General features: G+C 68.5%; 3 protein-coding genes. 2 read left to right on the forward strand and 1 reads right to left on the reverse strand.

The features are described from left to right. Positions 1–121: 121 nt before the first annotated feature. On the reverse strand, positions 122–1,111 hold the full coding sequence (locus HLK59_RS48915) for a toll/interleukin-1 receptor domain-containing protein (protein WP_171148156.1): 990 nt from the start codon (positions 1,109–1,111) through the stop codon (positions 122–124). Between the two features lie 205 nt (positions 1,112–1,316). Here HLK59_RS48915 and HLK59_RS48920 point away from each other — a divergent pair, with 205 nt between their 5' ends. Continuing rightward, positions 1,317–2,429, forward strand: coding sequence for a GNAT family N-acetyltransferase (locus HLK59_RS48920; RefSeq protein WP_240983083.1), 1,113 nt, complete (start codon positions 1,317–1,319; stop codon positions 2,427–2,429). A 98-nt stretch (positions 2,430–2,527) separates the two neighbouring features. Further along, positions 2,528–3,640, forward strand: coding sequence for a DegT/DnrJ/EryC1/StrS family aminotransferase (locus HLK59_RS48925; RefSeq protein WP_171148158.1), 1,113 nt, complete (start codon positions 2,528–2,530; stop codon positions 3,638–3,640). Positions 3,641–3,706: the final 66 nt, after the last annotated feature.

Genomic DNA, 3,706 nt, shown 5'->3' on the forward strand with positions numbered 1-3,706 from the left:
TTTTTTTTTCAAAGCTACCGGGTACCCCGGCAGCTACACTATCCTCTTCGTTGGCAGCGTCATAGGTGTATACGAGACAGGGAACGGCGTCATCCCCTGCACGAACTCAGCGTCCGCCATCTCACGTACCCCCATTCCGCAACGCTCCGGGTATCTCCTCCTGCCGCGGTGGCCACCCCGGAATCACGTACGCCGCCCGGAAGTTGGCCACAAGCCATGCGCGACCGACCTTCCTCATCAACAACGACCGCTCCGGCGACGGAGAGCCGCCGCCGGAGGAGGAACCCATCTCCACGATCGCGTGGTCGACGCCGATCCGGCGCGGATTCGCGACGGGACCCCAGGAGGCCGGATTCACGGCGGCGTAGTGCTCACGCAGCACCGCCACCCGGCCCTCCAGCAGCGCCCCCGCCAGCGGATGCCCCGCCCGCTCCTCCGCCAGCGCGTCCGCAAGCTCGTCCCGATCGTGCCCCCGAACCTCCGGATGACCGGAGTTGGCGAGGACCCAGTCCTGGGCGAGGGCCAGACGCAGGTCGGGGTCGAGCCGCCTCCAGACCTCCCGAACGTTCCCCAGATACAGGTCGACCTGCCAGTCCCGGGCCGCGTCCTCGGGGAGCGAACCGAGCGTCACGGGAACAGCGTTGGGGCTCCCTCGCAGGACCCGGAGAAGCGGGGCGAGATCCCCGTCACCGGTCTCGCCGACGACGTACGACGTCGTCAGGTTCAGCGGTACGGGGACGAGCCGCCGGTCCTCCTCCCGCAGCACCACCGGCAGGTACCGCGCCTTGTACCGGCGCCCGTGATACAGCCCGGCCGTGATCAGCGCGCCCTCCCACCTGACCCCGGATCCGACCCCTGCCTCTGATTCCCGGTTGAACCGCTCCAGATAGACCTTGGTGACCACGACCAGCACGAAGTCGGCTCGGTCCAGCTCCCGCCGCATCCAGTCCGGCCAGGACTCGGGCGGCTCGTGCTCCTCGAACTGGTCGATCCAGGCGTCGATGCCCGCTTGGCGGAGCCGGTTCGCGAGGTTGAGGACCGTCTTGCGGTGTGCGTCGCCGTCGTGCGAGTACGAGATGAGCACACGGACATCGGGAACGGGCACGGCCATGAGATCAATGTAGGGGTCGCGGAAACACGGAGGGAACGGAACCTCCCACTCCGTACGGTTCCGTTACGACAGGCACTCTTGACAGTCTGCGTACTGTTTCGCGACGTTTGAGCCTCACCGCACACTGTGCGCGTGGCAGGGCGCGGCGAACGCGTCGTGGGGGAACTGGGGGGAGCGGTCGCCCATGCGATCCAAGAGCAACTCCATGAGCAACTCCTTGAGCAAGTCCGTGAGAAATCGGATCACGATCCACAGACCCGAGGAGCTGGGCGGAGAGCTCCGCGAGGCCTGGCACCGGGTGATGGACGAGTCGCCCGACTTCGGAAATCCCTTCCTGGCACCGGAGTTCGCGGCCGGGGTCGGAAAGTTTCGCGGCGGGGCCCGGGTGGCGGTCCTGCACGAACACGGGGAGCCCGTCGGCTTCTTCCCCTACGAACGCAACGCATTCGGTGTCGGCCGGGCCATCGGTCTCGGCCTCTCGGACTGCCAGGCGCTGGTCCACCGTCCCGGAGTCACCTGGGACACGGGGGAGTTGCTGCGGGCCTGCGGTCTGTCGGTCTTCGAGTTCGATCACCTGGTCGACGAGCAGAAACCTCTCGGCCGTTATGTCACCGGGACGTTCGCCTCCCCGGTCGTCGATCTGAAGGTCACCGAGGGCACGTATCCGGAATGGCTGCGCGGCGCCTATCCGGGCCTGGCCAAGACGGTCCTGAAGAAGGAACGCCGGCTGGCCCGCGACCTCGGTGAGCTGCGGTTCGTCTTCGACGAGCGGGATCCGGGGATGCTGCGGCAGCTGATGCGGTGGAAGTCGGCGCAGTACCGCCGTACGGGCCGTATGGACCGCTTCGCCCGCCCCTGGATCGTCGGTCTCACCGACCACTTCTTCCAGGTGCGCGAGGAGCACTTCACCGGCGTCCTGTCGGTCGTCTACGCCGGTGACCGCCCGGTCGCGGCCCACTTCGGGCCCACCTCGCGCACCGTGTTCGCGGCCTGGTTCACGGCGTACGACCCCGAACTCCGTTACTACTCACCAGGGTTGATCATGCATCTGCGCATGGCGGAGGCGGCGGGCCGGCAGGGCGTGCACGTGATGGACCTGGGGCGCGGCGACAAGGAGTACAAGGACTGGCTCAAGACCCGTGAACTGCGCGTCGGTGAGGGATTCGCGTACCGGCCGCACCCGGTCGCCGCGACCCACCGCCTGTGGCGCAGACCGGTCCGGGGCCTGCGGAACACGGTGCTGGCGCATCCACGGCTGCGGGAGCCGGCGGACCGTCTGCTGAAGACGGTCGGCGGTCTGCGCGCGAAGACGCGCTGAGCCCACGGGCCCCTCGGGTCCTACGAGTCCCACGAACCCCATCACTCCTTGACTCCCTGACTCCTCGACCCCTTCACTCCTTGCTGGAAGAGGTGACGATGCCGTACGGATCGCGGCTCGCCGCGACGATGACACGGCGGCTCGGACGGGAATGCGTCTACACGCCCTCGGCGCGACTGGCCCTCTACCTGGCCCTGCGGCGCTGGTGCCGCCCGGGCGGCCGGGTCCTGATGTCCCCGGTGAACGACGACGTGATCCTCTTCGTCGTCCTCGCGGCCGGCCTGCGCCCGGTGCAGGCCCCGGTGTCGCCGTGGGACGGCAACATCGACCCGGCGGCCGTACCGGAGTCCACGTGGCGCGGCCTGGACGCGGTGCTGACCACGAGCCTGTACGGGATGCCGGACCGGATCGTCGAACTGCGGGACCGTTGCGCGCAGTTGGGGATTCCGCTGATCGAGGACGCGGCGCATGCGATCGGCACGCATGTGGACGGGCAGCCGATCGGTACGTTCGGCACGGCGGCCGCCTTCAGTCTCTCCAAGCATGTGGCGGGGATGGCGGGTGGCTTCCTGGCGGTCGAGGACGCGCGTACGCGCAGGGAGCTGGAGCTCCTGCGGGACGATCTGCTGTCGCCGGCGCGGCTGAAGTCGGACCTGTCGACGTTCCTGCGCCCCCTGGCCCGTTCGACGGTCCGCGCGCTGCATCTCGTACGTCCAACCTGGCGCACCATGCAACGCCTGGGCCTTCTGGAACGCGACGACTTCCGCATGCCCCTGCACGCACCGAGGCTGTCGCGCTCCGCCCACGAGGCGCCGAGTCTCCTGCCGTACGACCCCTGGATCCGTGTGGACCTCCACGACTACCGCGCCCGCCACGGGCGCCTGGTCCGGGCGGGCCTGAACCTGCGCATGAACCTGCTGGACGAGAACCTCTCCCGCCGCAGAGAGGGCGTCACCCTCCTCTCGGGCACCCCCTGGGCCTCCCCGGCCCTGAGCGACCGAGCGGCCCACAACGGCCCCCTGCCCCTGTTCCGGGTCCCGCTGCTGGTGGAGGACCGCGACACCCTCGTAGAACGCCTCGTCACCCACGGAGTCGTCTCCGGCTACATCTACGACCCGCCCCTGGACGACTACGCGGGACCGGAGTTCGTCGACCCGTCCCCCGACCCCACCCGTCCCTTATACACATCTCCGAGCCCACGAGGCTCCTGACCATCTCGTCTGCCGTCTTCCGCTTGAAAACAAACACAAACACCAGGACCGATGAGACCTCCGCAA

It is taken from the genome of Streptomyces sp. S3(2020) (assembly GCF_013044505.1).
GTDB lineage: Bacteria > Actinomycetota > Actinomycetes > Streptomycetales > Streptomycetaceae > Streptomyces.